This window comes from Herbidospora solisilvae, assembly GCF_009901565.1.
Lineage (GTDB): Bacteria > Actinomycetota > Actinomycetes > Streptosporangiales > Streptosporangiaceae > Herbidospora > Herbidospora solisilvae.
Genome location: NZ_WXEW01000006.1, coordinates 500,098 through 526,576 on the forward strand (window position 1 = coordinate 500,098; position 26,479 = coordinate 526,576).

Here is a 26,479-nt window from a genome sequence, read left to right on the forward strand (position 1 = left end):
GTCGATGGTCATAGACGTCCCCGTCGAGATCGGCCGGGAGGCCGCCAGAGAGGCCGCCCTCCGGGAGCTCGCCGACCCGGCCTACCCGAAGCCGTCGTGGCTCGACCGGGTGCTCGACCGGGTCTGGCAGTTCATCACCGAGCTGATCGCGCGGGCCGAGGGGGTCCCCGGCGGGTGGTTGTCCCTGACGGTGCTCGTGCTGATCCTCGCGGTCATCGTGGTCGTGCTGGTGCGGGCGGCCCGGAAGGCGCCCCGCACCCGGCGGCCGGGCGACGACGGCCTGTTCGGGGAGACCCGGTTGTCGGCCGCCGAACACCGGGCCCTGGCCGAGCGCCACGCCGCGGCTGGGGAGTGGGCGCGGGCGATCCGGGAACGTCTCCGCGCCGTCGCCCGTGAGCTGGAGGAACGCACGATCGTGGAACCCATGCCGGGGCGTACGGCCGGTGAGCTGGCCGCCGAGGCGGGCGGGGCGCTGCCCGCGCTGGCCGCCGACCTCGACCGGGGCGCCCGGACGTTCGCCGACGTCACCTACGGCGGGCGTCCGGGCACCCCCGAGGGGTACGCCGTGCTCACCGAGCTCGACACGGCGGTCCGCGGGGCGAAAGCGACACTGCGATGACGTCCATCACCCCGACGATCACCGACCGGTGGCGCTCGTGGCGCGGCGTGGTGGGGGCGCTGGTCCTGATCGTGCTCGCGGCCACGCTGATCGTGCTGCTGGGCGGCTCCCGCAACGGCGGGCGGCTCGACATCGAGGCGACCACGCCCTCGGGCGCCCGCGCGCTGGCCGAGCTGCTGCGCGCGCAGGGCGTCGAGGTGAACCAGGTGACGACGTTCGACGACGCCGTCGAGCAGGCCGAGGGCTCGCTGCTGGTGGTGGCCCGGCCCGAGTTCCTGGCCGACCCCGCCAGGCTGGCCGAGCTGGCCGGCCGGCCGGGGGCCCGGCTGCTGATCGCGCCCACCGAGCCGGTGCTGCGCGCGCTGGCGCCCGGCGTGACCGCCCTCCCCGGCTCCCCCGAGACGGTCCGGAAGCCCGGCTGCGGCCTGAAGGCGGCCGTGCTGGCCGGGGACGCCCTCGTCGGCGGCTCGACCTTCGGCGACGCCACCTGCTACGGCGGCACGGTCGCCGTCGTCGGCGACACGACCCTGGTCGCGTCGGGCTCGTTCCTGACGAACGGGAAACTGGCGGAGAACGGCAACGCCGCGCTGGCGATGAACCTGGCCGGCACCCACCAGAGGGTCACCTGGTTCGCCCCCCGCGCCCCTCTCGGGGCGCCCGAGGGCGGCGAGAAGTCCATCGAGCAGCTGATCCCGGCGAACGTCGGCTGGTTCACCTGGGCGCTGGTCCTGGCGGTGCTGCTCACCGCCCTGTGGCGGGGCCGCCGCCTCGGGCCGGTGGTCGAGGAGCGGCTGCCGGTGGTCGTCCGGGCCGCCGAGACCGTCGAGGGACGGGGCCGGCTCTACCGCGCCCGCGCGGCCCGCGACCGGGCGGCGCTGGCGCTGCGCGAGGCCGCCCTGGCGCGGATGACCCCCCGGCTGGGGCTCACCGCGACGGCCGGCGAGAACGAGATCGTCACGGCGGTGGCCGCCCGGACCGGGCAGGATGGCGGACAGGTTCGCCGGACCCTCTACGGCGACGCCCCCGGCGGAGACGCCGCACTGGTCGCCCTCGCACGCGACCTCGACACCATCGAAAGGCAGGTACTGGACTCGTGACGACACCTGACGCCTCCAGGGAGGCGCTGGCGGCGCTGCGCGCGGAGGTCGCCAAGGCCGTGGTCGGGCAGGACGCGGTGGTCTCCGGTCTGGTGATCGCGCTGCTCTGCCGGGGGCACGTGCTGCTCGAAGGCGTGCCGGGTGTGGCCAAGACGCTGCTGGTGCGGACGCTGGCCACGGCGCTGTCGGTCGACTTCAAGCGGGTGCAGTTCACCCCCGACCTGATGCCGGGCGACGTGACCGGGTCGCTGGTCTACGACGCGCGCACCGCCGAGTTCGAGTTCCGGTCGGGGCCGGTGTTCACCAACCTGCTGCTGGCCGACGAGATCAACCGCACCCCGCCGAAGACCCAGGCCGCCCTGCTGGAGGCCATGGAGGAGCGCCAGGTCAGCGTCGACGGCATGCCGCGGCCGCTGCCCGACCCGTTCATCGTGGCGGCGACCCAGAACCCGGTGGAGTACGAGGGCACCTACCAGCTCCCCGAGGCGCAGCTCGACCGCTTCCTGCTGAAGCTGACCGTGCCGCTGCCCGGCCGCGACGACGAGATCGCGGTGCTGCGGCGGCACGCCGAGGGCTTCGACCCGCGCGACCTGTCCCACGTGAAGCCGGTGGCGAGCGCGCAGGACCTCGCGGCCGGCCGGGCGGCGGTCGCCGAGACCCACGTGTCGCCCGAGGTGCTCGCCTACGTCGTCGACCTGGCCAGGGCGACCCGGCAGTCGCCGTCGCTGGGCCTTGGCGTCTCGCCGCGCGGCGCGACCGCGCTGCTGGCGGCGGCCCGCGCCTGGGGCTGGTTGTCGGGGCGCGACTACGTGACGCCCGACGACGTGAAGGCGCTGGCCCGGCCCGCGTTGCGGCACCGGGTGCAGCTCCGTCCTGAGGCCGAGCTGGAGGGCGCGACCGCCGACGGGGTGCTCGACGGCATCCTGGCGTCCGTCCCCGTGCCGCGCTGATGGCGCTGACCGGGCGGGCCGCGCTGCTGGCGGTCGCGGGGGCGCTCGTCGTGCTCGCCGCGCCCGCGCCCGCTCTCGCGTTCTGGCTGGTCGTCGCGGTGATCGTGCTGGCCGTCGGGGTCGACCTGGCGCTGGCGGGCAGTGTGCGGGCGTTGCGGTTCGAGCGCTCCGACGACCAGCGGGTACGTCTCGGCGAGAGCGCCGAGGTCACCCTGCTGGTGGCCAATCCGGGCCGCCGCCGGGTGCGCGGCGTGCTGCGCGACGCCTGGTCCCCGAGCACCCGTCCGGCCCCCAGGGAGCACGAGGTCGACGTCCCGGCCGGGCAGCGCCGCCGGGTGACCACCACCCTGCGTCCGCTCCGCAGGGGCGATTTCACGGCCGCCGCGGTGACGGTGCGGGCGCTGGGCCCGCTCGGCGTGGCGGCCCGGCAGGGCTCCCACCGGGTCGACGGGCGGATCAGGGTGCTGCCGCCGTTCCTGTCCCGCCGTCACCTGCCGGCCAAGCTGGCCCGGCTGCGGGCGATCGAGGGGCTGAACCCGGTCCAGATCCGCGGCCAGGGCACCGAGTTCGACTCGCTGCGCGAGTACGTCGTCGGCGACGACGTCCGCTCGATCGACTGGCGGGCCACCGCGCGCCGGGCCGACGTCGTGGTGCGCACCTGGCGGCCCGAACGCGACCGGCGGGTGCTGATCGTCCTGGACACCGGCCGCACCTCGGCCGGGCGGGTGGGCGTCGACCCGGCGTCGGGCGACCCGAGCGGCTGGCCGCGGCTCGACTGGGGCATGGACGCCGCCCTGCTGCTGGCCGCCCTGTGCGCGCGGGCGGGTGACCGGGTCGACTTCCTCGCCTACGACCGGGCGGTCCGGGCCCAGGTGACCGGCGGCGGCCGGGGCGACCTGCTGCCCGGCCTGGTGACCGCGATGGCGCCGCTGGAGCCGGAACTCGTCGAGGCCGACGCCCACGGGATGGTGGCCGCCGTGCTGGCCCGCGCGCGGCGGCGCTGCCTGGTGGTCGTGCTGACCGACCTCAACGCGACCGCGCTCGACGAGGGCCTGCTGCCGGTCCTCCCCCAGCTCTCCTCCCGGCACCTGGTGCTGCTGGCCGCCGTGGCCGACCCCCGGGTGGCGGCGCTGGCGGCCGGGCGCGACGGCGCGGCCGAGGTGTTCGAGGCGGCGGCGGCCGAACGTCAGCGGGTGGAGCGCCGCCAGGTGACCGCGCGGCTGCGCCGTCACGGGGTCGAGGTCGTCGACGCCCTGCCGGGCGACCTGGCCTCGGCGCTGGCCGACGCCTACCTGAACCTGAAGGCCGCGGGCCGCCTCTAGGCCGTCGGCACGTGGTCGGGGGCGTCGGCGATGTCGCCCGTCTCGCCGGCTCGCGCGGCGCGGCGGCCGTAGCGGACGACGTACAGCAGGAAGAGGATCTCGGCGGCGGCGCCGATCGAGATCCGGGCCCAGGTCGGCAGCGGCGAGGGGGTGACGAGGGCCTCGATGAGGCCCGAGACCAGCAGCACCACCGCCAGCCCGAGCACGACGGCGACCACCGCGCGGCCCTGTTCGGCGAGCACCTGCGCGCGGGGGCGCGGGCCCGGCGCGATCAGCGACCAGCCGACCCGCATGCCCGCCCCGGCGGCCAGGAACACCGCCGTGAGCTCCAGCAGCCCGTGGGGCGTGATCAGCCCGAAGAACACGTCGCCGCGCCCCGAGTCGATCATGATGCCGCCGATCAGCCCGACGTTGGCGGCGTTCTGGAAGAGGATGTACGGGATCAGCACGCCCCCGATCACCGACGAGGCGACGCACTGGGCGGCCACCCACGCGTTGTTCACCCACACGTGCGTGGCGAACGACCCGGCCGGGTTGGCGCTGTAGTAGTCGGCGAAGTCGTGCTCGACCAGCTGCCTGATCTCCTCGGGGGTGCCCATGGCGGCCCGCACGTCGGGGTTGACCGCCACCCACACCCCCACCGCCACCGCGACGACCGACGACGCCACGGCCGCGCCGAGCCACCACCGCCACGACCGGTAGCAGACCACCGGGAAGGAGACCGTCCAGAACCGGAGGAACTCCCGCCAGGCGGGCGCGTGGGCGCCGGTGACGGCCGACCGCGACCGGGCCACCAGGGCGGACAGCCGGCCGGTCAGCACGCCGTCGCGGGACACCGAACGGGCGATCGACAGGTGGGTGGACACCCGCTGATAGAGCTCGACGAGTTCGTCGACCTCGGGGCCGGTCAGCTTCCGCCGCCTCTTCACCAGGTCGTCGAGCCGGTCCCAGGTCGGCTGGTGGGCGGCTCGGAAGGCGTCGATGTCCACGATCGCGAGCCTAGTAGGGTCAGGACATGTCCGATGTGCCGCGCCCCGACGTCGTGACCGGCGACGCCGTGGCGCTCGACGTGCCGCTGGCGCAGTTGCCGATCCGGGTGGTCGCCTTCCTGCTCGACCTGGTCGTGCAGATCGTGCTGCTGGTGGGGGCGCTGCTGCTGATCGCGTTCGCCGCGGGCGACATCGACGAGTCGCTGGCCACCGCCCTGATCATCGTCTCGATCGTGGCGGTCGTGGTCGGCTACCCGGTGACCTTCGAGACCCTGTCGCGGGGTCGCAGCCTCGGCAAGATGGCCCTCGGCCTGCGGGTGGTCGCCGACGACGGCGGGCCCGAGCGGTTCCGGCAGGCGTTCTTCCGCGGCCTGACGGCCGTCGTCGAGATCTACATGCTGACCGGCGCCCCGGCGGTGATCTGCGCGCTGGCCAACCAGAAGGGCAAGCGGCTCGGCGACCTGTTCGGCGGCACGGTCGTGATCTCGGAACGGGCGCCGAAGGAGACCGGGCCCCCGCCCGAGATGCCGCCGCAGCTCGCCGCCTGGGCGGCCACGCTGGAGCTGACCGGCCTCACCGACGACCTGGCGACCGTGTCACGGCAGTACCTGACCCGGCTGCCGGAGCTCTCGCCGATCGCCGCCCACGAGATGGGTTTGCGGATCGCCTCGCAGGTCTCCGCCCGCGTGCAACCCCCGCCCCCACCTGGGGTTCCGCCCTACGCCTACCTGGCCGCCGTGCTCGCCGAACGCCGCCGCCGCGACATCGCGAGGTTTAGCCAAAGACGGCAGGGGCAGTTGTGACGAACGCAGGCATGGGGCACGCCTGCAGTGGGGTTGGGCGGGTACGTCCGGAGCGCAGAGGGAGAGGCGAACCGGTCGTACCCGCCCGTCATCTCGGCTCAGGTGACTGGCCTTGAGCGAACCGAGTGATATGACCGTAGTACGGCAGATTGCCGGTATCCATGGGGTAACACAACTGTTTCTACGAACCTGAACGCCAGCTGTGCAGGTAGGCCTCTTGATCGGCGGTCAGCCCGTCGATCGTGATCCCCGCCGCCGCCAGCTTCAGCCCCGCCACCCGCGCGTCGATCCCGTCGGGCACGTCGTAGACCCCCGGCTTGAGCGAGGCGTGCTCGGCCGCCAGCCAGGCCACCGTGAGCGCCTGGGCGGAGAACGACATGTCCATCACCGCCGCCGGATGCCCCTCGGCCGCCGCCAGGTTGACCAGCCGGCCCTCGGCCAGCAGCAGCAACCGCCGGCCGTTCACGACGAACTCGTCGGTGTTGGGCCGCACCTGGTAGTGGACCTCCTCGGCCATGGACTCCAGGGCGCGCACGTCGATCTCGACGTCGAAGTGGCCCGCGTTGGCCAGGATCGCGCCGTCCTTCATGAGGGCCAGGTGCTCGGCCCTGATGACGTCGCGGTTGCCGGTGACCGTCACGAACACGTCCCCGATCGCGGCGGCCTCGGCCATCGTGGCCACGCCGTAGCCCTGGAGCGAGGCGTCGAGCGCCTTCACCGGGTCGATCTCGGTCACCACCACCCGCGCGCCCAGGCCCTTGGCCCGCTCGGCCACCCCCCGGCCGCAGTAGCCGAAGCCGGCCACCACGACCGTCCGGCCCGCCAGCAGGGTGTTGGTGGCCCGCATGATGCCGTCGAGCGTCGACTGGCCGGTGCCGTAGCGGTTGTCGAACATCCGCTTGGTGCGGGTGTCGTTCACCGCCACCATCGGGAACCTCAGCGCCCCCTCGGCGGCCATCTGACGCAACCGGATGATCCCGGTCGTGGTCTCCTCGCAACCGCCCTTGACCACCAGGTCGGAACGTTCGGTGTGCAGGATGTTGACCAGGTCGCAGCCGTCGTCGAGCACGATGTCGGGCCCGATGTCGAGGGCCCGGTGGATGTGCCGGTAGTAGGTGTCGCGGTCGACCCCCGCCCTGGCGTGCACGGCGATGCCGTAGCCGGCCAGGGCAGCGGCGACGTCGTCCTGGGTCGAGAGCGGGTTGGAGGCGGCCAGCGCGATGTCCGCGCCGCCCGCCTTCAGCGCGCCCATGAGCACCGCCGTCTCGGCCGTGACGTGGAGGCAGGCGGCGACCTTCAGCCCGTCGAGCGGGCGGTCGCCGCCGAACCCCGCGCCGATCGCGGTGAGCACCGGCATGGCGCGCGACGCCCACCCGATCCGGCGCTCACCGGCCTCGGCCAGCACGGCATCCATGATCAGTAGCGGTAGTGGTCGGGCTTGTAGGGGCCCTCGACGTCGACGCCGATGTACTCCGCCTGCTTCTTGGTCAGCGTGGTCAGCTTCACGCCGAGCGCGTCGAGGTGGAGACGGGCGACCTTCTCGTCGAGGTGCTTGGGCAGCACGTACACGCCGATCGGGTAGGCGTCGGTCTTGGTGAACAGCTCGATCTGCGCGATCACCTGGTTGGTGAAGGAGTTCGACATGACGAACGAGGGGTGGCCGGTGGCGCAGCCCAGGTTCATCAGGCGGCCCTCGGCCAGCACGATGATCTGCTTGCCGTCGGGCCAGCTCCAGGTGTGGACCTGGGGCTTGACCTCCTCCTTCACGATGCCCGGGATGCGGGCGAGGCCGGCCATGTCGATCTCGTTGTCGAAGTGGCCGATGTTGGACACGATCGCGTTGTGCTTCATCTGCGCCATGTGCTCGGCGGTGATGATGCCGAAGTTGCCGGTCGTGGTGACGAAGATGTCGGCGATGCCGACGACGTCCTCCAGGGTGGTGACCTGGAAGCCGTCCATCGCGGCCTGGAGGGCGCAGATGGGGTCGATCTCGGTCACGATGACGCGGGCGCCCTGGCCGCGCAGCGCGTCGGCGCAGCCCTTGCCGACGTCGCCGTAGCCGGCGACCACGGCCACCTTGCCGCCGATCAGCACGTCGGTGGCGCGGTTGAGGCCGTCGATCACCGAGTGGCGGCAGCCGTACTTGTTGTCGAACTTCGACTTGGTGACCGAGTCGTTCACGTTGATGGCCGGGAAGAGCAGCTGGCCGTTGTTGAACATCTCGTAGAGGCGGTGGACACCGGTGGTGGTCTCCTCGGTGACGCCCTTGATCGCCTCGGCGGTCTTGGTCCAGCGCTGGTCGTCGTTGACCGTGCGGCGGAGCAGGTCGAGGATGATGCCCCACTCCTCGGGGTCGTCTTCGGAGGCGGTCGGCACGACGCCGCCGGCCTTCTCGAACTCGGCGCCCTTGTGGACGAGCAGGGTGGCGTCGCCACCGTCGTCGAGGATCATGTTGGGGCCGGTGCCGTCAGGCCACTGCAGGGCCTGGTCGGTGCACCACCAGTACTCCTCCAGCGTCTCGCCCTTCCAGGCGAACACCGGCACGCCCTTGGGCTCCTCGACGGTCCCCTCGGGGCCGACGACGACCGCGGCGGCGGCGTGGTCCTGCGTGGAGAAGATGTTGCACGAGACCCAGCGCACGTCGGCGCCGAGGGCGACCAGCGTCTCGATCAGGACGGCGGTCTGGATGGTCATGTGCAGCGAGCCCATGATCTTCGCGCCCCGGAGCGGCTGGGAGGCGGCGAACTCCTTGCGCGTCGCCATCAGGCCCGGCATCTCGTGCTCGGCGAGGCGGATCTCCTTGCGGCCGAAGTCCGCGAGCGACAGGTCGGCGACCTTGAAGTCCATCTTGGGGTGTCCCCTCTCGTAGCGTCCTCTGCCACTGTAGGGCCGAACACCACCTACGAGCGCCGAACCTGACACAAGAATGTAAGAATAGGCGTATGCGCATCACGGAGGCCGCCGCCAAATTGGGCATGTCGCCCAGAATGCTGCGATATCGGGAGGCCCTGGGGCTACTCCCGCCCGTCCGCGATCTCGGTTCCCACCGCCGCTTCGGCGACGAGGAACTCGCCGCCGTCACCCAGGCGATGGAGCTGGAGAAGCGGTTCGACGTCTCGCCCGGCGAACTCGCCTTCGCGCTGCGGGCACTGTCGGAGCCGGTCGTCGCCCAGGCCGTGAGAGACCTGGGCGTGCGGATCGGGCGCATCCAGGCGCCCCGCAGGGCGCTGGACTTCGAGAAGGAGAAGGCGCTACGACTGCTGCGCGGTCGTTGACGACGACGCGTCGATGGCCGGTTCGAGGTAGATGATCCGGGCGATCGGCACGGCCGCGCGGACCCGCTGCTCGGCCTCGTCGATGCCCCGGGCGACCTCGGCGGCGGTGTCGTCGTGCTCGACGGCGATCTTGGCGGCGACGAGCAGCTCCTCGGGGCCGACGTGGAGGGTGCGCATGTGGATGACCCGGGTCACCTCGGGCGCGCTCTGCAGGGCCTCGCGGATCTGGGCGTCGATCTCGGGGCCGGCGCTCTCGCCGATCAGCAGCGACTTGGTCTCGATGGCCAGCACGATCGCGATCGCGCCGAGCAGCACGCCGATCATGATGGTGCCGATGCCGTCCCACACGGGGTTGCCGGTGACCACGGCCATGGTGACGCCGAAGAGGGCGAAGATCAGACCGAGCAGCGCGCCCAGGTCTTCGAGCACGATGACCGGCAGCTCGGGCGACTTCGACCGGCGGATGAACTGCCACCAGGTCAGGTTGCCCTTGTGCGGCAGCGACTCCTTGATCGCGGTCCGGAACGAGAACGCCTCGGCGATGATCGCGAAGATCAGCACGCCGAACGCCCACTGCGGGGTGCTGAGGTCTTCGGGGGCCTGGATCTTGTGGATGCCCTCGTAGAGGGAGAACAGCGCGCCGATCGTGAACAGCACGACCGCCACCACGAACGAGTAGAAGTAGCGCTCACGGCCGTAGCCGAACGGGTGCTGTTCGGTGCGCTCCCTGGCCGCCCGCTTGCCGCCGAGCAGCAGCAGCGCCTGGTTCCCCGAGTCGGCCACGGAGTGGACCGCCTCGGCGATCATGGACGACGATCCGGTGAACAGGTAGGCGACGAACTTCGCCGCCGCGATCGACAGGTTGGCGACCAACGCCGCGACGATCGCCTTCGTTCCGCCACTGGCGCTCACGATGACACTCCCTCAGTTTTCGGCCAAAAGATCCTAACGGGCAATTCTGGCCTTCAACTCCCGGACCGCGCTCACCGGAGTGGGATCGATTCCATAACCAAGTGCCAGATAGACGCTGGCGAAGTCGGCCAGCCCGATCAGCGTCGCCAGCCGTTCAAGTGGATGACGCCCCTCGGCCATCAGCTCCGACACCCGCACGTCGCGGGTTTCGGCCAGCCGTACCGTGGTGCCGCGGGTGCGGGTCTCGCGTTCGTCCTCGTCGGTGTCGCGGAGCACGAACAGCCGCAGCTGGCGGCCCTGCGTGTCGGCGAAGATGTCGCGCTCGGCGAGCGGGCCGTCGAAGGCGGCCACCTGGTTGTGGGCGGCCTCGGGCAGCTCGCCGAAGATCGCCGGGTATTTGGCGTTCTCGTTGAGCTGGTGGACCAGCCGGTGGGCGGCCACGATCGGCAACGCCGAGGAGCCCCACACCATCGGCACCGACTCGGCCAGCTCCATGGCCAGCGTCTTGCCGGGGTTGATGAACGTGTCGCTCGACGGCCGGCACCGGTGGGCCAGGTCTTCGAGCAGGGTGGCGGTGGATTCGTACACCGGCTCGGGGACGTCGGCCAGGCCCAGCGACGACGCCGCCACGATGAGCGGGACCGTCAGCGCCCACAGCGCCGCGCGGGCGTGGCCCTGCGCGGCGTCGACCGGGACGAACGACGCCCCGCGCTGCGTGCACAGCGCCTGGAGCGGCGAGCCGGGGCGGCCGACGCCGACCAGGCGGCAGCCGCGCCGGGCGGCCTCCCAGGCCAGCCCGAGGGTCTCCTCGGTGGCCCCGGAGGCCGACACGGCGAACACCAAATCGTTGGCGCCGATCCAGCCGGGCAGCCGGTGGCCGCTCGCGGTCGTGACCGGGATCGGCGCGCCGTTGCCGCAGATCGCCCTGAGGATCTCGCCCGAGACGCCGCTGACGCCCATGCCGAGCGTCACGATCGCCCTCGGGCGGCCCTCGGTGGCGACCACCCCCACGCCCGCCTCGGCGGCCAGCCGGCGGCCGGTGCGGACCTGGGCGGCCGCCGAGGCGACCGCGGGAAGCATGCCCGAGGGATCGGCCGCGACCAGATGGGCCTGGTCGTCGAGCAGCTCAGGCTCCCAGATCATGCCTTCCGTGCCTCGTCGACCAGCAGCACGGGAATGTCGTCGCGGACCGGGTAGACCAGGCCGCAGCTCGCGGAGGTGCAGGCCAGTTCGTCGGCCTCGGCCCGGAGCGGGGACTTGCACGCCGGGCAGGCCAGGATCTCCAGCAGCCAGTCGTCGATCTTCAAATCCCTCGAACCTCTTTCAGAACGTCGTCGCGCACGCCGGCCATGGTCACCTCGTCGTCGCCCTCGGCGTTGAGCCGGAGCAGCGGTTCGGTGTTGGACGGGCGCAGGTTGAACCACCAGGTCGGACCGGTGACGGTCAGGCCGTCCAGCTCATCGAAGGTAACACCCTCGCGGGACCCGAACACCTCGCGCACCTTGGCGGTGGCGGCGGCCTGGTCGGCCACCGTGCTGTTGATCTCGCCGGAGGCCGAATAGCGCGCGTAGGCGGCCAGCACCTCCGACAGGGGGCGGTCCTGCTCGCCGAGGGCGGCCAGCACGTGGAGGGCGGCCAGCATGCCCGAGTCGGCGTACCAGAAGTCGCGGAAGTAGTAGTGGGCGGAGTGTTCGCCGCCGAAGACGGCGCCGGTCCGGGCCATCTCGGCCTTGATGAAGGAGTGGCCGACGCGGGTGCGGACGGGCACCCCGCCGTTCTCCTTGATGATCTCGGGGACGCCGCGCGAGGTGATCAGGTTGTGGATGACCGTGGCCCCGGGGTTCTTGGCCAGCTCGCGCGCCGCCACCAGCGCGGTGATCGTCGACGGGGAGACCGAGGCGCCCTTCTCGTCGATCACCCAGCAGCGGTCGGCGTCGCCGTCGAAGGCGATGCCGAGGTCGGCCCCGTGCTCCACCACGGCCTTCTGCAGGTCGACCAGGTTGGCCGGCTCGATCGGGTTGGCCTCGTGGTTGGGGAAGGAGCCGTCGAGCTCGAAGTAGAGCGGCACGAGGTCGACCGGCAGCCCGGCGAACACCTCGGGCACGGTGTGGCCGCCCATGCCGTTGCCGGCGTCGACGACGACCTTCAGCGGCCGGATGGCCGACAGGTCGACGAGCGACTTCAGGTGGGCCGCGTAACCGGGCAGCATGTCCTGGGTGGTGACGCTCCCGGTCGGATCGGCCACCGGGACGCCCAGCAGCCCGATCGCACGGTCGCGGATCTCGGTCAGGCCCGTCTGCGAGCCGATCGGCACGGCGCCCGCGCGGCACATCTTCATGCCGTTGTACTGCGCCGGGTTGTGGCTGGCGGTGAACATGACGCCCGGCAGGTTCAGGGTGCCGCTGGCGTAGTAGAGCAGGTCGGTGGAGCCCAGTCCGGCGTTGATCACATCGGCGCCCCGGGAGGTCGCGCCGCGGGCGAAGGCCGCCGCGAGTGGGCCGGAGGACTCCCGCATGTCGTGGGCGATCACGATCCGATCGGCCCCCACCACCTCCGCGAAGGCCGCCCCCACGGCCTCGGCGATCTCCTCGTCGAACTCGTCCGGTACGACACCGCGTACGTCATACGCCTTGAAGATCTTGGCGAGGTCGCCCAATTCCGCCCCTATATGTCGCAGATCCCTAGGGTTGGAAGCCTAGTGGCCGCGCGCCTTCAGCGGTCGCGATTGGACTTGAGGACCCGGAGGTGACCACGACGGCCCACCTCGACGGCCTGGCCGGTCGGCTCGCCCGGCGCGGGGGCCGGACGGGCGGCCTCGCGGACGGCGTTGGCCAGCGCCTCGAGGTCGTCTCCGGACGGCGCGCCCGGCTCATAGGGCAGCCGCACGACCTCCCAGCCGCGGGGCGCGGTGAGCCGCTCGGCGTGCTCCGCGCACAGGTCATAGCAGTGCGGCTCGACGTACGTCGCCAGAGGGCCAAGAACCGCGGTCGAGTCGGCGTAAACGTACGTGAGTGTGAAGACGGCAGGCTGCCTGCAGGCGGTACGGGAACAGCTGCGGACGGGGCTCACGGAGGGACCGTATCCGGTCCGCCCGCACATTGCCACCACCCCGCCCCTCTTAACGAGCGTGTCGCCACAATCCGGACACCACCTGAACACGGCCCGAGCCCTAAGCTGACCTGATGACTCCTCGACGACGGGACCGCCACGGGCGGGGCATGCGGGGCCCCCTCGCGCCGTCCCACGTGCCGATCGCCAAGTCGCGCGGCGAGCGGTTCGACGACCTCGTGCTCGACGCCGTCGACCGGCTGCGCGTGCGATGGGCCAAGGAGCTGGCGGCGGTCGACTTCGGCGTCGAGGAGGTGCCCCCGGTCGCCGAGCTCCTCGACGGCCCGGCGCGGCTGGCCTCCGACCCGATCCCGTTCGGCCGGGCCGAACCGGCGCTGCGCGGCGACCCGGCGATGGTCGTGGTCTACCGGCGCCCGCTGGAGGCGCGCGCCCGCGACCGCGAGAGCCTGGCCGCGCTGGTGCACACCGTCGTGGTCGAGCAGGTCTCCACGCTCCTGGGGCTCACCCCCGAACAGGTCGACCCCGGCTACGACGGCTGAGACAGCACCGCCGACGGCTGCTCGGCGACCGGCGGCACGAGCGTCCAGGTGCGCGCCACGGCCAGCGGCTGGGCGGTGACGAGCTGCCCGCCCGCGGCGCGCTCCTCCATCACCCGCCCGCCGTAGACGGGCCCGGAACCCGTCTTCGGCATGACGACCACGCTGAAGCCCTTGGCCGGGCCCTTCAGGATGATCTCCTTGGTACGGGCGGCGGGGATCGCCACCTCGATCGGGTCGGGCGCCTTCCCCTCGCGCGGCAGCAGCGTCACGGTGACGTCGGCGGCGGCGTCGGGCGCGCTCAGGATCAGCCGTGAGGTGACGGTCTTGGTCGAGCGGGCGTCGGCCACGACGCTGCCGAGGTCGATCGGCGGCGCCCCGGCGGTGAAGGCGACGTCGGTCCGGCCGCCGGTGCCGACGATCTTCAGCCCGGCGACCACGGGGGTCTCCGAGGTCAGCACGATCGCGGCGGGCTGGCCGGTCACCCCGGTCGACAGGTCGAGGGTGACGACCGATCCGGCGGGCACCTCGACGGTCTCGCGGTTCTCCAGGGCGTAGGAGCCGTCTTTCAGCACGGCCTTGACGTGGACCACGGCGTCCGACTCGCCGGGGGCGGCGACGTAGAGCTCGCGGCGGCCGGCGCTCCCGGGCAGGCCCGGCACCACGACGCGCCCGGCCGGCGCGGTGGTCTGCGGCAGCCAGTCGACGCCCTCGGAGGTGGCCGCCTCGACGGCGGCCGCGACCCGGCCCCGGCCGGTCGACACGTTCAGCGCCATGACCAGCGGCGACGGCGCGACCTTCTTGAGGTCGACGACGCGGTGCTCGCCCGGTTTGAGCAGCAGGCCGCTGGCCCGGTCGGCGATGACCTGGCCCTCGCCCGAGTAGACGACCAGCGCCACGTCGGCGGGGGCCGACTCGACGTTGGCGAGGTGGAGTCTGAGGTCTCCGGCGGCCGGGCCGGGCCCGACGAACCAGGCGTCGGCGCCGGGGTCGACGCACCGCACCCCCGCCAGGCCGCGGGCCTCGCCGCTCAGCGCGCGCCGGGTCTGGGCGGCCTCCAGCCCGGAGGCCATCGCGCCGGTCGCGTGCACCCGCATGGGGTCGGTGCCGGAGGCCATGGTCTTCTGCCAGAGCTTGCCGGGCTCGTCGACGGTGGCCGGCTCGTCGCCGTCCTCGATGAGGGTCTGGCCCGTGCCCTGCGCGTTGGGCGGGGTGACGGCGGTGACCGTGGCGCCGCCCGGGTCGGGGCAGACCGTGGAGACGGCCGCGATGGGCGCCCGCACCGGTTCGGCCTTCACCGGGGCGGCGGGGGCCGGGCGGCTGACGAAGGCGACGCCGTAGACCGCGCCCAGCGCGATCAGCACCAGCGCCAGCATGCCGAACCGGTTCTCGATGAGCCGTCTCACGCCGCCACCCGCTCCCGACCGGCCGGGATCTCCTCGATCGCCTCGGTTTCGGCGGTACGCGCCCCCGGCGCCGCCAGGATCAGCACGATCACCACGAGCGCCCCCTGCCCGTAGAGCCACCATCGGTGCCACGCGTCGCCGGCCGGGGGTCTTTCCGGGGTGACCGGCCCGGTCATCCGCCAGAGTCCGGCCCGGTCCGTGAGGGTGACCCGGGCCATGGTCGGCTCGGAGTCGAGGGCCCGCCGCAGGGCCGGGTCGATCGGCGCCGGGACGCTGACGAACGCGATGCCCCGCCCGGCCAGCGCGGCCGCGTCGCCGCCGCCCCGGCCGGAGGCCAGCCCCGCCACCGCGTCGGTGAAATCGGAGCCGTAGGCGGCCCGTTCGGACTCGCCGATCACCGGGATGCGGCCGTGCAGGACCGTGTACGTGAGCCCCGTGTCCGCGGTCCGGATCAGCAGCGTGCCCTGACCGGGCTTCGACTGCGCCTCGGCGATGGCCGGGAGCGGCGAGCGCACGTTCCGCCGGAGCGGCCCGTCGGCCTGGTCCATGATCCACAACGTGGCGGCGGCGACCGGGGTGGCGAAGGCGACCAGCACGATCAGGAACGCGCCCGCCTTCCGCAGCCCATCGGCCCTGCGGAACTCGGCGACGCGGTGGGCGGCCAGCGCGGTCGACACCAGCAGCCCGGTGGCGGCGAAGGCCAGCGGCACCCCGGGCCAGGTCGACATGCGGCTGACCACGGTCGCCGCCAGCACGCCGACGATCGCCACGCCCCATCCGACGGCCACGATGAACTGGTGGCGGCGCAGCAGCAGCGCGCCCAGGGCGACGGCGAGCAGCCCCGCGGTGGCCCAGATCGGCGGCGTGCCGGGCCCGCCCGGGTTGAGGGTGAGCAGCGCCTCGGGGGCCAGCCGGGGCGAGGAGGTCATCGGCAGCCCGGCCTCGCGCAGGATGCGGACCGGGTCCTGGACGATCGTGGCCAGCCACGGCCCGAGCAGGATCAGCGGGACGCCCAGGGCGATGAGCAGGTTCCCGCCGACCCCGCGCCGGACTCCCCCGAACGACAGGGCGGCGAGCAGGCCGAGGACGGCGACGAAGACGTACAGGATCGGGGCGAACGCGGTGCCCACGGCCAGCAGCAGGCCCAGCCCCCAGGCCGCACGGCGGGCCGGTTTCCGTGTGTCGGCCAGCACCTTCGTGGCGAGCGAGGCGTAGACGGGCAGCAGGATGAACACCACCGCCGAGCCGATCCGCCCGGCCGCCACCACGCCGGTCGCGACCGGGAGCAGGGCGTAGGTGGCCGCCATCCACACCCGGGCGGGCCGGTAGGAGACGAAGCTCCTGGTCGCCAGGTAGGCGCTCAGTCCCGACAGCGGCACGCAGCCCAGCAGCAGGATCGACACCGCCAGCCAGGTCTTGCCGAAGGCGACGGTCGACAACACCGCCAGCACCGCGACGTAGGGCGGCGCCCACTCGCCGGTGTAGAACGCCCACAGGTCGGAGGCCCCGCCGGCGACCGGCACCAGCGCGCCGCCGCCGAGCATGCCCCCGGTCAGCAGGTCGCGCTCGGCCGCGACGGCGACCGCCGTGAGCAGCACGAACAGCCGCACGCCGGGACTGGCGAAGGCGCGCCGCAGGAACCCGTCGTCGTCGTTGAGCAGTTCGTCGCCCTCTTCGGCGCCCGGTTGCTGGACGGCGTGGTGACGGCCGGCCGAGTCCATCGGGCCACCGCCCGACAGCTGGTTCTGCACCATCTCCCAGGCCCGCCGGAACGCCAGGCTCGGCGGGCTGAACATGGGTTTGACCAGCCGATATCCGGCCCTGCTGCCCTTGCGCGCCTTCCTGGCCCGGCGCAGCCGCAGCGGATGGAACAACACCGAGCCGATCGCGGCGAGCTCGTCGACGGCGTGCGCGGGCTGCTTGGCGACCAGGAACAACACGGTACGGATCAGCGACCCGACCGTGTTGCGGACCAGCGACCAGAGCATCGTCCAGAACGGCAGGTTCGCCATCAGCACGAACAGCGAATAACGCCGGGCCAGCCGCCGGGGGTGGTCGTCGCTGGCGGCGATGCGGCGGCGGCGCTTGGACGACGCCTCTGCGTGCCAGGCCACCGCGGCGGTCACCGCCAGCACCCGGTGCCCGGCGGCGCGGGCCCGCCAGCAGAAGTCGAGGTCGTCGCGGAACAGCGGGAGCCGGGCGTCGAGGCCGCCGAGCTCGTCCCAGACGTCGCGGCGGATCAGCATCCCGGCCGACGACACCGCCAGCACGTCGCGTACGCCCCGGGGCTCGGCGTCGTGCTGGCCCTGGTCGTATTCGCGCGCCTCCAGCCCGGTCTCGCGGCGGCCCGAGCGGGCGACCGTGACGCCGACCTCCAGCAGCAGCTTCCGGTCGAGCCAGTCGCGCAGTTTCGGACCCAGAACGGCGGTCTCGGGGTACTCGTCGGCGGCGTGGAGCAGGAACTCCAGCGCGCGGGCGTCGGGAGCGCAGTCGTCGTGGAGCAACCAGATCCACTCGGTGTCGCCGGGCGCCTTCGGAAGCCGCCGGACGACCTCGTGGACGGCCTCGGCGAACCCGCTGCCCCGCGGCATCTGCACGACGCTGTGTTTGCCGAACGCCTCGCCGAGCAGGTCACGGCTGCCGTCGCGGCTGCCGTTGTCGACCCCGACCCCCCGGTCGACCGGCCGGGTCTGCGCGAGCACCGCCCGGAGGGTGTCCCGGAGCCAACGGGAGCCATCATGGGCGACCACGATCGCGGTGACCGAGTGCACGGGGGGATCCTTGGGGGTATGTGCGGCTTTTGCGCGCCAACACTACGGCACCCCGCACCGGCCACCGACCCAAATGACAAGCGGAGGCCACAAATGTGACCCCCGCGTGTCGCTTCCGGCTAGTGCCCGGCTATAGGTGTCAAACGGCCTGGCGCTTCATGCGTCGGCGCTCGCGCTCCGACAGTCCGCCCCAGATTCCGAATCGTTCGTCGTGTTCCAACGCGTACTCAAGGCACTCCGCGCGCACTTCACACGCGCGGCACACCTTCTTCGCCTCTCGGGTGGAGCCGCCCTTTTCTGGAAAGAACGCCTCCGGGTCGGTCTGAGCGCACAATGCGCGCTCCTGCCAGCCCAGATCTTCACCGTCGAGCGCCTGTGCGATGACCAGCTCGGTCACGGCACACCTCCCTGTCGCCCGCCCGTCACCAACCCCGAAAGTTGGTGCCCCCCTATGGACGCCCTCCCCTTACCCACCTCGGAGAAGGCGTAACAACATGGCTGTAATTACACGCGTGTAAGTCGTGCCCCGTCAAGCGCCATGGGGATACCGGGGGGATACCAGGGGAAAGGGCCGGTCTTGTCAGACCCGGCTCGGATCAACGATCCCGGCGGTCCGGACTGTACCAATGAGCGGTGGCGTCCGAATCGAGGGATGCCGGATCGGCAGGAAGACCTTCCCCTGTCTTTGCCGGGCGGTAGATGGCGACCGGGTCGATCGGGTCGAGCAGGTCCTCGGCGCGGAGCGGGTCGCTCAGCGGGTCGCCCTGGTAACGCTGCGGCCGGGCCGGAGGCTGGCCGAAGGGGTTGCTCTGGCGGTAGGCGTCGGGCTGCTGCTGGTAGCTCTGCGCCTGCTGGTAGGCCTGGGCGAGCTGCTGCTCCCTTATGTCGCCCTCGTAGCCGGGGTCGTAGGGGGCGCCGTAGACGGGGGGCTGGGTCGCGTAGGCGCTCTCGCGGGCCGGGGGCTCGTAGCTCGGTTCGAGCACCGGAGCGCCGTAGACCGTCTCGTTCGTGGCCACGTCGTAGCCCGGCTCCCGGCCGGAGACCGCGCGGACGGAGCTGTCGAACGGCGTCTCGATGACGGGAGGACGCGGGGCGGGAGGAGCCTCCGCCGCCGGGGGCTCGTAGGCCTGGCGGGCGAACTGCGGGCCCGAGAAGCCGGAGAACGGCGAGGAGTCCCAGGAGGCGGGGGTGTCGTCGTAGACCGGCTCGGGGTAGTCGTACGGCTCGGCGCGCTGGGCGGCCGGGGCGACGGGCGTCACCGGCGGGAGCGGGGTCTCCTCGACGACCTGCTGGCCCGCGTAGCCGTTCTGGTCGAAGACCGGGCCCTGCGGGTAGGGCGAGTAGTCGGGCTCGGCCGGCAGGTTCTGCACGGGATGGGCGTCGCCCGTCTGCGGGAACGGGATGGCCGGGGGGACCACGGAGAGCCGCCGCGACTTCTTCGGCTTGACCGCGCCCGCCGGCAGCGGGGACACCATGGTCAGCACATAGACCAGCGCGAGGCCGGTGAGGGCGAAGGTCGGCACGCCGAGGAGCAGCGTCTCGAGCTTGCCGCCGAACCCGAGCCCGCTGAACAGGGAGCCGAGCAGGCTGATCGCGCCGAAGAGCGTGGCGACGGCGAGGGTGCCGGCGCCGCCCATGGTGATGAGGCCGCTCTTGGGGGTGGGGGCGCCGCCGAAGCGGGTGGAGAGGAGGACCGCGCCGAGGACCAGCGCGGCGTTGACCGGGGAGGTCAGTTCCGACAGGGCGACGACCGACCGGATGCCGAACTCGGCCGCTCCCCCGAGCGGTGAGGAGTCGCCGAAGACGAGTCGGACGACGCCGACCAGAACGGTCGTGCCCGCGGCTGCCACAAGGAGCCACGCGGCGGGCTCTCGGAGCCTCACCGGGTCAACCTTCACCACAGTTACCCCCAGGAATTCATGCGGCTTATGGGAACTGAGTTTTGCATATGCCTGACATGGATGCCCGGCGACCCATCAATCTCGCGTTTCGCATGGAATGCCAGACTGTCAGGCATGCGCATCGTGTCCCTCGCGGGCGGAATCGGCGGGGCCCGCTTCCTCCGCGGCCTCAAGGCGGCCGCTCCCGGATCCGACATCACCGTCATCGGCAACACCGGCGACGACATCACCCTGTTCGGGCTGCGGGTGTGCCCCGACCTCGACACCGTGATGTACACGCTCGGCGGCGGCATCAACGAGGAGCAGGGCTGGGGCCGCGCGGATGAAACGTTCACCGTGAAAGAGGAGCTGGCCGCCTACGGCATGCAGCCCCAGTGGTTCGGCCTGGGCGACCGCGACTTCGCCACCCACATCGTGCGCTCGCAGATGCTCGCGGCCGGTTACCCCCTGTCGGCGGTGACCGAGGCGTTGTGCGACCGCTGGCGGCCGGGCGTGCGCCTGCTGCCCATGACCGACGACCAGACCGAGACCCACGTCGTGATCGAAGACGAGCGGGGCCGCCGCGCGGTGCACTTCCAGGAGTGGTGGGTGCGTCTGCGCGCGTCCACGCCCGCCCTGGAGATCGCCCTGGTCGGAGCCGCGTCGGCGACGCCGGCGCCCGGGGTGCTGGAGGCGCTGGAGCGGGCCGACGTGGTGATCCTGCCGCCGTCGAACCCGGTGGTGAGCGTCGGGACGATCCTCCAGATCCCCGGCATCCGCGAGGCGGTGGCCGCCAAGACCGTGGTCGGGGTCTCCCCCATCATCGGCGGCGCGCCCGTGCGGGGCATGGCCGACGCGTGCCTGACCGCGATCGGCGTGCAGACCTCGGCGCAGGGCGTGCTGGAGCTCTACGGCGCCGACCTGCTCGACGGGTGGCTGGTCGCCGAAGAGGACGCGGCCACCTCGCTGGAGGGTGTGGCCGTGGAGGCCCGGCCTCTGCTGATGTCCTCCCCCGAGGCGACGCGCGATCTGGCCGCCGCGGCGCTCGACCTGGCCGGGAAGGTGGCGGCGTGATCACGATCAGCGGGGTGCAGGGGCTGCCCGAGATCGGCTACGGCGACGACATCCCGGCCCTGGTCGCCAAGGCCGTCCCCGGCCTGGCCGACGGCGACGTGGTCGTCGTCACCTCGAAGATCGTGAGCAAGGCCGAGGGCCGGGTGGTCCGGGCCGACGACCGCTCGGGGGCCATCGAGGCCGAGACGGTCCGGGTGGTCGCGCGGCGCGGCGACACCGTCATCTCCCAGACGCGGCACGGCTACGTGATGGCGGCGGCCGGGGTCGACGCGTCCAACACCGCGCCGGGGACCGTGCTGCTGCTGCCCGAGGACCCCGACGCGTCGGCGTCGGCGATCCGGCGGCGGCTGGCCGAGCTCGCCGGGGTGCGGGTCGGCGTGATCGTCTCGGACACCTTCGGACGCCCGTGGCGGAACGGCCTGACCGACGTCGCGCTGGGCGCCTCGGGCGTCTGGCCGCTCGACGACCTGCGCGGCACCACCGACGCCTACGGCAACCCGCTGAACGCCACGGTCACCGCCCTGATCGACGAGATCGCGGCGGCGGCCGAACTGGTGAAGGGCAAGCTGAGCGGGGTCCCGGTGGCCGTGGTCTCGGGCCTGGGCCACCTGGTGACCGACGCCGACGGCCCCGGCGGGGCCGCGCTGATCCGCCCCGCCGACCAGGACCTGTTCCGCTACGGCTCGGCCGACGTCGTGTTCGCCCGGCGCACCATCAGGAGGTTCTCCGGCGAGGCGGTCGACGGCGCCGCCGTCCGCCGCGCGGTCGCCGCCGCCATCTCGGCCCCGGCGCCCCACCACACGACGCCGTGGCGGTTCGTGCTGCTGGAGACCGCGGCGGCCCGGCTCGCGCTGGTCGACGCCATGCGCGAGGCGTGGATCGCCGACCTGCGCGGCGACGGGTTCACCGAGGAGTCGATCGCCAAGCGGATCAAGCGCGGCGACGTGCTGCGCGACGCGCCCTACCTGGCGGTGCCGTGCCTGGTCATGGACGGCTCCCACACCTACCGCGACGACCGCCGCAACACCTCCGAGCGGGAGATGTTCGTGGTCGCGACGGGGGCCGGGGTGCAGAACTTCCTGGTCCAGCTCGCGGTCGAGGGGCTGGGGTCGGCGTGGGTGTCGTCCACGATGTTCTGCCGCCCGGTGGTCCGGGAGGTCCTGAACCTCCCGGACACCTGGGACCCGATGGGCGCGGTGGCCATCGGCCACGCGGCCGAACCGCCGAGGCAGCGCCCGCCGAGGTCGGCCGAGGACTTCTACGTCACCCGCTGAACCGGGTCAGGAACCGAGGCTCCAAACCCGGAGGGTGTTGTCGAGCCCGCCGGACACCACGATCGGCGCCCCGTCCAGCCGCCCGAACGTGACGGCGTAGACGTCGTCGGCGTGGCCCGTCAGGGCCACGCCGCGGCGTGCGCCCTTGGCGAGGTCCCACACCTGGACCGTGTCGTCGCTCCCGCCGGACACCGCGACCGGGACGCCGTCGACCTCCCCGAACGCCAGAGCCAGGACGCTTCCGTCGTGGCCCGCCAAGGTCGGACCGACCCGCCGGCCGCTGACCAGGTCCCACACCCGGACGCCGCCGTCGGATCCGCCGGACACCACGACCGGCACCCCGTCAATCTGCCCGAACGCCATCGTGTACGCGCTCTCGACGTCGGCGCCGAGAGCGCGGTCATGCCAGTCGCGGGAGCGGGGATCCCACACCCGCGACCGGCCCGTGCTCCCGCCGGACACGATGACCGAAGCCCCGTCGACCTCCCCGACCCCCACCGCGACGACGCTGCCGATGTCGCCCTCCACGGCGGGGTCGCGCTGCTCGTTCCTGACCAGATCCCACACCCGGACCGTGCCGTCGGTCCCGCCGGACACCGCGACCGGCACGCCGTCGACCTCCCCGAACGCCACCGCGGTGACGCTGTCGGTATGACCCTCCAAAGCGGGTCCGAGCTGCGTGCCCTTGGCGAGGTCCCACACCCGGACCGTGCCGTCGGTCCCGCCGGACACCGCGACCGGAACGCCGTCGACCTCCCCGAACGCCACCGCCAGGACATCGCCGGTGTGACCGGACAGGAGGGGACCACGCTGCTCGCCACGAGCCAGATCCCACACGCGAACATGGTGGTCGCTTCCCCCGGACACCGCGACCGGGACGCCGGCCACCTGCCCGAACGCCACCGCGCGGACATCGCTCTCGTGGTCATCGAGCGGGCGTCCGACCAACGCGCCGAAGGGCGCGCGGACGGGATGAGACGGCTGTTTCGGCTCCGGGTTCTCCGCCGCCGTCGTCGCGATCGTGAGGCCCACCAGCAGGACGCCCGCCAGCAGGGCCGCGGCCGCCATCCGCGCCCGGGCCTTACGGTGCCGCGAGATGTCCCGGCCCGGTTCGGCCGGGCCGATCGCGGACAGGTCGTCCCCGACCTCCTCCAGAGCGGCCGCCTCACGTTCCAGGGCGTGGTCGACCCGGCGCAGGATCTCCTCGGCGACCCGCTGGTCGTCCTCCCCCATCAGCTCCCGGGCGGTGATGACCGGAACCGGCAGATCGGCACGCGGGGACTTCCCCTTCCCGGTTCGCCCGGCCAGTTCGGCCAGCCGCCGGCGCGCGTCGGCCGCCCGCTCGTCGGCCTGCGCGCGGAGCCGTTCGGACTCGTCGAGCCGCCGCTGCACCTCTCCGTGGAGCCGTTCGGTGTCGGCCAGCCGCTGCCGGGCCGAGCGCAGATCGTCGTGCAGCCGCTCGACCTCGGCCCTCAGCCGCCGGCGTTCCCGATCGTCGGCCGTGACGGCCGCGGCCAGCCGTTCGCGGGCCGCCAGATCGTCGCGCAGCGCCTGGCGTTCCGCCGCCAGCCTGATGGCGGCCTCGCCCAGGCGCTCGCGCATCTCCAGGAGCCCGGCGCCCAGTGCGTCCTGGCGGACCATCGACCGTTCGACGCGGTCGGAGGCCTCGCCGATGGTGCGGACCAGTTCGTCCAGCGCGCCGCCCGCGTCGGCCTCGGCCGGTCGCCGGGAGCGGACCCAGTCGGCCACCAGGACCAGCACGGGAAGCAGACCCAGCAACGACACGAGCTGGGCGATGTCCGCCAGGACGTCCAGCTGCCACCAGATCAGCAGGAATCTCACGGACGCGACGGACACGGCCGTGACCACTCCGGTCACAACCCACCGCCACCACCGACGCGACATGATCCTAGTTTCGGGTCAGCCGTCCGGCCGTACACGGTTTGTGACCACTTCGCGACTCAGTTCACCACGGGCAGCACCCGTCGCACACTGGCGCACACCCCGTCGCTCGCCTCCGCCGCCGCCCGGCGTTCGGGTGACGGGGTGCCGTACTCGGTCGTCCGCTGCCGGAGGGGACGGCCGCTGAGCTCGACCATGGCGCGCAGTTCGGAGATGGTCTTGTACGACCCGTTCTCCGACCCCGCCATCCGGCTGATGGTCTCCTCCATCAGGGTCCCGCCGATGTCGTTCACGCCCCCGGCCAGCACCTGGCGGCACAGGTCGTCCTGGAGCTTCACCCACGAGCACTGGATGTTGCCGATCGCGCCGTGCAGCAGCAGCCGGGACACCGCGTGGACGGCGCGGTTCTCGGCGGCCGTCGGCCCCGGGCGGGCGATGCCGGCCAGGTAGATCGGGGCGCTGTGGTGCACGAACGGGAGCAGCACGAACTCGCTGAAGCCGCCCGTCTCCTCCTGGAGCCGCCGGATCAGCCGGATGTGTTTCACCCAGTGGGCGTGGGTGTCGACGTGGCCGTACATCATCGTCGAGGTCGTCGGGATGCCCACCCGGTGGGCCGTGGTGATGACGTCGATCCACTCGCGGGCGGGCAGTTTGCCCTTGGTGAGCACCCAGCGGACGTCGTCGTCGAGGATCTCGGCCGCCGTGCCGGGCAGGGAGTCGACGCCGGCCTCGCGGGCGCCGGTCAGCCAGTCTTCGATCGACAGGTTCATCCGGCTGGCGCCGTTGATGACCTCCATCGGGGAGAAGGCGTGCACGTGGATGTCCGGTGTGCGGGCCTTCACCGCGCGCGCGATGTCGAAGTAGGCGCTGCCGGGCAGGTCGGGGTGGATGCCGCCCTGCATGCACACCTCGGTCGCACCGGCCGCCCAGGCCTCCTCGGCGCGGTCGGCGACCTGGTCGAGGCTCAGGGTGTAGGCGTCGGCGTCGGTGCGGCGCTGGGCGAAGGCGCAGAAGCGGCAGCCCGTGTAGCAGACGTTGGTGAAGTTGATGTTCCGGTTGACGACGTAGGTGACGTCGTCGCCGTTGACCTCGCGGCGCAGGCCGTCGGCCAGCGCGCACAGTTCGTCGAGCGCCTCGCCGGTCAGGTTCAGCAGCGCCTCGGCCTGGGCGTCGGTCAGCGCCAGCGGGTCGCGGGCGGCCTGGCGGAGGGCCTCGGCGCCGTCGCCCGTCATCGACACGGCCGTGGGGAGGCGGTCCTTCAGCGCGTCCCAGTCGCCGTAGACGTGGTCGAAGTCGTCACGGCGGTCGTGGGTGCGGCCCGTGGTGTCGACCTCGGTGTGCAGGTCGACCCGGCCCGACGGGGTGAAGCCGCCGTCGGGCTCCTGCCACGGCCGGGGTTCGGGCCGCACGTCGAGGGCCATGCCGTCGGGCCCGGCCAGCGCCGCCACGTGGGCGCTCAGGCGGGGGTCGAGCCAGGGTTCGCCGGCCCGGACGTACTCGGGGTAGATCGTCAGGCGTTCGCGCAGGTCGAAGCCGGATTCCGCGGTGCGTTCCGCGAGGGCGTCGATCATCGGCCACGGGCGTTCGGGATTCACGTGGTCGGGGGTCAGCGGGGAGACGCCGCCCCAGTCGTCGATGCCGGCGCGGATCATCAGGGCGTACTCGTCGCCGATGAGGTTCGGCGGGGCCTGCACGCGCATGCGGGGCCCCAGCACCATGCGGGTCACCGCGATCGTCGCGGCGAGTTCCTGCAGGTCGGCGTCGGGCAGGCCGCGCATCGCGGTGTCGGGCTTGGCGCGGAAGTTCTGCACGATCACCTCCTGGACGCCGCCGTACTCGCGCGCCACCCGGCGGATCGCGAAGATCGACTCGGCCCGGTCGAGGATCGTCTCGCCGATGCCGATCAGGATGCCGGTGGTGAACGGCACGTTCGAGCGGCCGGCGTCCTCCAGAACACGCAGGCGGACGGCCGGGTCCTTGTCGGGCGAGCCGTAGTGGGCGCCGCCCTTCTCGGTGAACAGGGCCGTCGAGGTCGTCTCCAGCATCATGCCCATCGACGGCGCGACCGGCTTGAGCCGCTGGAAGTCGCGCCAGGTCAGCACGCCCGGGTTGAGGTGGGGCAGCAAGCCGGTCTCCTCCAGCACCCGGATCGCCATGGCGCGCACATAGGAGAGGGTGTCGTCGTAGCCGTGGGCGTCGAGCCACTCGCGGGCGGCCGGCCAGCGATCCTCGGGGCGGTCGCCCAGGGTGAACAGGGCCTCCTTGCAGCCCATCGCCGCGCCCTCACGGGCGATGGCCAGCACCTCGTCGGGAGACAGGAACGCGCTCGGCAGCTTGGCGGGGGCGGTCGCGAAGGTGCAGTAACCGCAGCGGTCGCGGCACAACCGCGTGAGGGGGATGAAGACCTTGCGGCTGTAGGTGATCACTCCGGGGCGGCCCGCCGCCTCCAGTCCCGCGTCACGCACGCGGGAGGCGTGGTCGAGCAGGGCGTCGAGGTCGGCGCCGCGGGCCTCCAGGAGAATGGCCGCCTCGGCCACGTCGATCGTCTTGCCGTCGCGCGCGCGTGCCAGCGCCCGCCGCATTGCTGCCGTCATACCTGC

23 protein-coding genes are annotated in these 26,479 nt (G+C 72.7%); 9 read left to right on the forward strand and 14 right to left on the reverse strand.

Translation table 11 applies throughout. From position 1 onward, the window contains the following. Positions 1 to 4 precede the first annotated feature (4 nt). Genes GT755_RS22360 through GT755_RS22375 form a run of 4 tightly spaced genes read left to right on the forward strand, consistent with a single transcriptional unit; the run spans position 5 to position 3,988 of the window. Complete coding sequence (locus GT755_RS22360) at positions 5 to 619, forward strand: DUF4129 domain-containing protein (protein WP_161481580.1); 615 nt, start codon at positions 5 to 7, stop codon at positions 617 to 619. Further along, on the forward strand, positions 616 to 1,716 hold the full coding sequence (locus GT755_RS22365) for a DUF4350 domain-containing protein (RefSeq protein WP_161481581.1): 1,101 nt from the start codon (positions 616 to 618) through the stop codon (positions 1,714 to 1,716). Before GT755_RS22360 ends, GT755_RS22365 begins: the two co-directional genes overlap by 4 nt. Continuing rightward, complete coding sequence (locus tag GT755_RS22370) at positions 1,713 to 2,666, forward strand: AAA family ATPase (RefSeq protein WP_161481582.1); 954 nt, start codon at positions 1,713 to 1,715, stop codon at positions 2,664 to 2,666. The genes GT755_RS22365 and GT755_RS22370 overlap by 4 nt, the downstream gene beginning before the upstream one ends. After that, positions 2,666 to 3,988, forward strand: coding sequence for a DUF58 domain-containing protein (locus tag GT755_RS22375; protein ID WP_161481583.1), 1,323 nt, complete (start codon positions 2,666 to 2,668; stop codon positions 3,986 to 3,988). The genes GT755_RS22370 and GT755_RS22375 overlap by 1 nt, the downstream gene beginning before the upstream one ends. On the opposite strand, the gene GT755_RS22380 is transcribed toward GT755_RS22375, so the two are convergent. Further along, on the reverse strand, positions 3,985 to 4,977 hold the full coding sequence (locus GT755_RS22380; protein ID WP_161481584.1) for a stage II sporulation protein M: 993 nt from the start codon (positions 4,975 to 4,977) through the stop codon (positions 3,985 to 3,987). The genes GT755_RS22375 and GT755_RS22380 overlap by 4 nt on opposite strands. A 26-nt stretch (positions 4,978 to 5,003) precedes the next feature. On the opposite strand from GT755_RS22380, the gene GT755_RS22385 reads away from it, so the two are divergent. Continuing rightward, positions 5,004 to 5,780, forward strand: coding sequence for an RDD family protein (locus tag GT755_RS22385; RefSeq protein ID WP_161481585.1), 777 nt, complete (start codon positions 5,004 to 5,006; stop codon positions 5,778 to 5,780). A gap of 181 nt (positions 5,781 to 5,961) precedes the next feature. Here GT755_RS22385 and GT755_RS22390 read toward each other — a convergent pair whose 3' ends face one another. Then, entirely contained in the window at positions 5,962 to 7,194 is a 1,233-nt protein-coding gene (locus GT755_RS22390) for an adenosylhomocysteinase (protein ID WP_161481586.1), read from the reverse strand. A gap of 2 nt (positions 7,195 to 7,196) precedes the next feature. Beyond that, on the reverse strand, positions 7,197 to 8,627 hold the full coding sequence (gene ahcY / locus GT755_RS22395; RefSeq protein ID WP_161481587.1) for an adenosylhomocysteinase: 1,431 nt from the start codon (positions 8,625 to 8,627) through the stop codon (positions 7,197 to 7,199). A 95-nt stretch (positions 8,628 to 8,722) separates the two neighbouring features. Here ahcY and GT755_RS22400 point away from each other — a divergent pair, with 95 nt between their 5' ends. Further along, entirely contained in the window at positions 8,723 to 9,055 is a 333-nt protein-coding gene (locus GT755_RS22400; RefSeq protein ID WP_161481588.1) for a MerR family transcriptional regulator, read from the forward strand. On the opposite strand, the gene GT755_RS22405 is transcribed toward GT755_RS22400, so the two are convergent. The 5 genes from GT755_RS22405 to GT755_RS22425 are packed head-to-tail and all read right to left on the reverse strand — an operon-like array spanning position 9,032 to position 13,036. Beyond that, positions 9,032 to 9,967: a cation diffusion facilitator family transporter gene (locus GT755_RS22405; protein WP_161481589.1), complete on the reverse strand. Its 936-nt coding sequence runs from the start codon at positions 9,965 to 9,967 to the stop codon at positions 9,032 to 9,034. The genes GT755_RS22400 and GT755_RS22405 overlap by 24 nt on opposite strands. Positions 9,968 to 10,000: 33 nt before the next feature. Then, complete coding sequence (locus tag GT755_RS22410; RefSeq protein WP_161481590.1) at positions 10,001 to 11,110, reverse strand: SIS domain-containing protein; 1,110 nt, start codon at positions 11,108 to 11,110, stop codon at positions 10,001 to 10,003. Continuing rightward, positions 11,107 to 11,274 carry a Trm112 family protein gene (locus GT755_RS22415; RefSeq protein ID WP_081898290.1) on the reverse strand — a complete coding sequence of 56 codons (168 nt, stop codon included), beginning with the start codon at positions 11,272 to 11,274 and terminating at the stop codon, positions 11,107 to 11,109. The genes GT755_RS22410 and GT755_RS22415 overlap by 4 nt, the downstream gene beginning before the upstream one ends. Then, positions 11,271 to 12,623, reverse strand: a complete 1,353-nt coding sequence (locus GT755_RS22420; protein WP_161481591.1) for a phosphomannomutase/phosphoglucomutase — start codon at positions 12,621 to 12,623, stop codon at positions 11,271 to 11,273. Before GT755_RS22420 ends, GT755_RS22415 begins: the two co-directional genes overlap by 4 nt. 56 nt (positions 12,624 to 12,679) lie before the next feature. Then, entirely contained in the window at positions 12,680 to 13,036 is a 357-nt protein-coding gene (locus GT755_RS22425) for a DUF3499 domain-containing protein (protein ID WP_030451265.1), read from the reverse strand. A gap of 113 nt (positions 13,037 to 13,149) precedes the next feature. Between GT755_RS22425 and GT755_RS22430 the strand changes: the two genes are divergently transcribed. Beyond that, entirely contained in the window at positions 13,150 to 13,575 is a 426-nt protein-coding gene (locus tag GT755_RS22430) for a metallopeptidase family protein (protein ID WP_030451266.1), read from the forward strand. Here GT755_RS22430 and GT755_RS22435 read toward each other — a convergent pair. The 4 genes from GT755_RS22435 to GT755_RS22450 form a co-directional block, all read right to left on the reverse strand. Then, positions 13,563 to 14,978 (reverse strand): DUF5719 family protein, encoded by a 1,416-nt coding sequence (locus tag GT755_RS22435; RefSeq protein ID WP_161481592.1) that lies wholly within the window; start codon positions 14,976 to 14,978, stop codon positions 13,563 to 13,565. The two genes, GT755_RS22430 and GT755_RS22435, sit on opposite strands and share 13 nt — an antisense overlap. Further along, the gene (locus GT755_RS22440; RefSeq protein WP_161481593.1) at positions 14,975 to 17,749 is read right to left on the reverse strand and encodes a glycosyltransferase; all 2,775 of its coding nucleotides are present in this window, start codon (positions 17,747 to 17,749) and stop codon (positions 14,975 to 14,977) included. Before GT755_RS22440 ends, GT755_RS22435 begins: the two co-directional genes overlap by 4 nt. 139 nt (positions 17,750 to 17,888) lie before the next feature. Then, positions 17,889 to 18,146: a WhiB family transcriptional regulator gene (locus GT755_RS22445; RefSeq protein WP_030451269.1), complete on the reverse strand. Its 258-nt coding sequence runs from the start codon at positions 18,144 to 18,146 to the stop codon at positions 17,889 to 17,891. Between the two features lie 199 nt (positions 18,147 to 18,345). Continuing rightward, the gene (locus GT755_RS22450) at positions 18,346 to 19,632 is read right to left on the reverse strand and encodes a hypothetical protein (protein ID WP_161481594.1); all 1,287 of its coding nucleotides are present in this window, start codon (positions 19,630 to 19,632) and stop codon (positions 18,346 to 18,348) included. A gap of 132 nt (positions 19,633 to 19,764) precedes the next feature. On the opposite strand from GT755_RS22450, the gene cofD reads away from it, so the two are divergent. Then, on the forward strand, positions 19,765 to 20,703 hold the full coding sequence (cofD, locus tag GT755_RS22455; protein ID WP_161481595.1) for a 2-phospho-L-lactate transferase: 939 nt from the start codon (positions 19,765 to 19,767) through the stop codon (positions 20,701 to 20,703). Next, entirely contained in the window at positions 20,700 to 21,977 is a 1,278-nt protein-coding gene (locus GT755_RS22460; protein ID WP_161481596.1) for a coenzyme F420-0:L-glutamate ligase, read from the forward strand. The genes cofD and GT755_RS22460 overlap by 4 nt, the downstream gene beginning before the upstream one ends. Before the next feature lie 6 nt (positions 21,978 to 21,983). Here the strand turns inward: GT755_RS22460 and GT755_RS22465 are convergent, their stop codons facing one another. Beyond that, complete coding sequence (locus tag GT755_RS22465) at positions 21,984 to 23,819, reverse strand: WD40 repeat domain-containing protein (RefSeq protein ID WP_161481597.1); 1,836 nt, start codon at positions 23,817 to 23,819, stop codon at positions 21,984 to 21,986. 119 nt (positions 23,820 to 23,938) lie between these two features. Continuing rightward, positions 23,939 to 26,461, reverse strand: coding sequence for a bifunctional FO biosynthesis protein CofGH (locus GT755_RS22470; protein WP_161481746.1), 2,523 nt, complete (start codon positions 26,459 to 26,461; stop codon positions 23,939 to 23,941). Positions 26,462 to 26,479: the final 18 nt, after the last annotated feature.